Origin of the sequence: Brevundimonas sp. (genome assembly GCF_018608325.1) — a bacterium.
GTDB lineage: Bacteria > Pseudomonadota > Alphaproteobacteria > Caulobacterales > Caulobacteraceae > Brevundimonas.
Genome location: NZ_JABAZW010000136.1, coordinates 6,729 through 6,965, shown reverse-complemented (window position 1 = coordinate 6,965; position 237 = coordinate 6,729). Strand labels below are relative to the sequence as shown.

1 pseudogene is annotated in these 237 nt (G+C 67.1%); it reads left to right on the top strand.

Annotation, left to right across the window (positions count from 1 at the left end):
• Nucleotides 1–237 (top strand): annotated as a pseudogene (locus QZ281_RS13415) (hypothetical protein); the annotation flags it as partial.

Genomic DNA, 237 nt, shown 5'->3' with positions numbered 1-237 from the left:
CCGCACGCAGCTGGACGCGCGCGATCAGGACTTCGCCACCACCCTGCCGCTGATGGTCGCCGCCGAACAGAAGCTGGACGCCAAGATCCAGGCCATGGAAGCCCTGAAGGCCGAGATGCGCCAGTTGGTGGGGCAGGTGGGCGAACGTGAGAAGGAAGAAACCGACCGTCTGGTCCAGGTCTATTCGGCGATGCGGCCCAAGGACGCCGCCCCGGTCATGGCCACGCTGGAGGACCG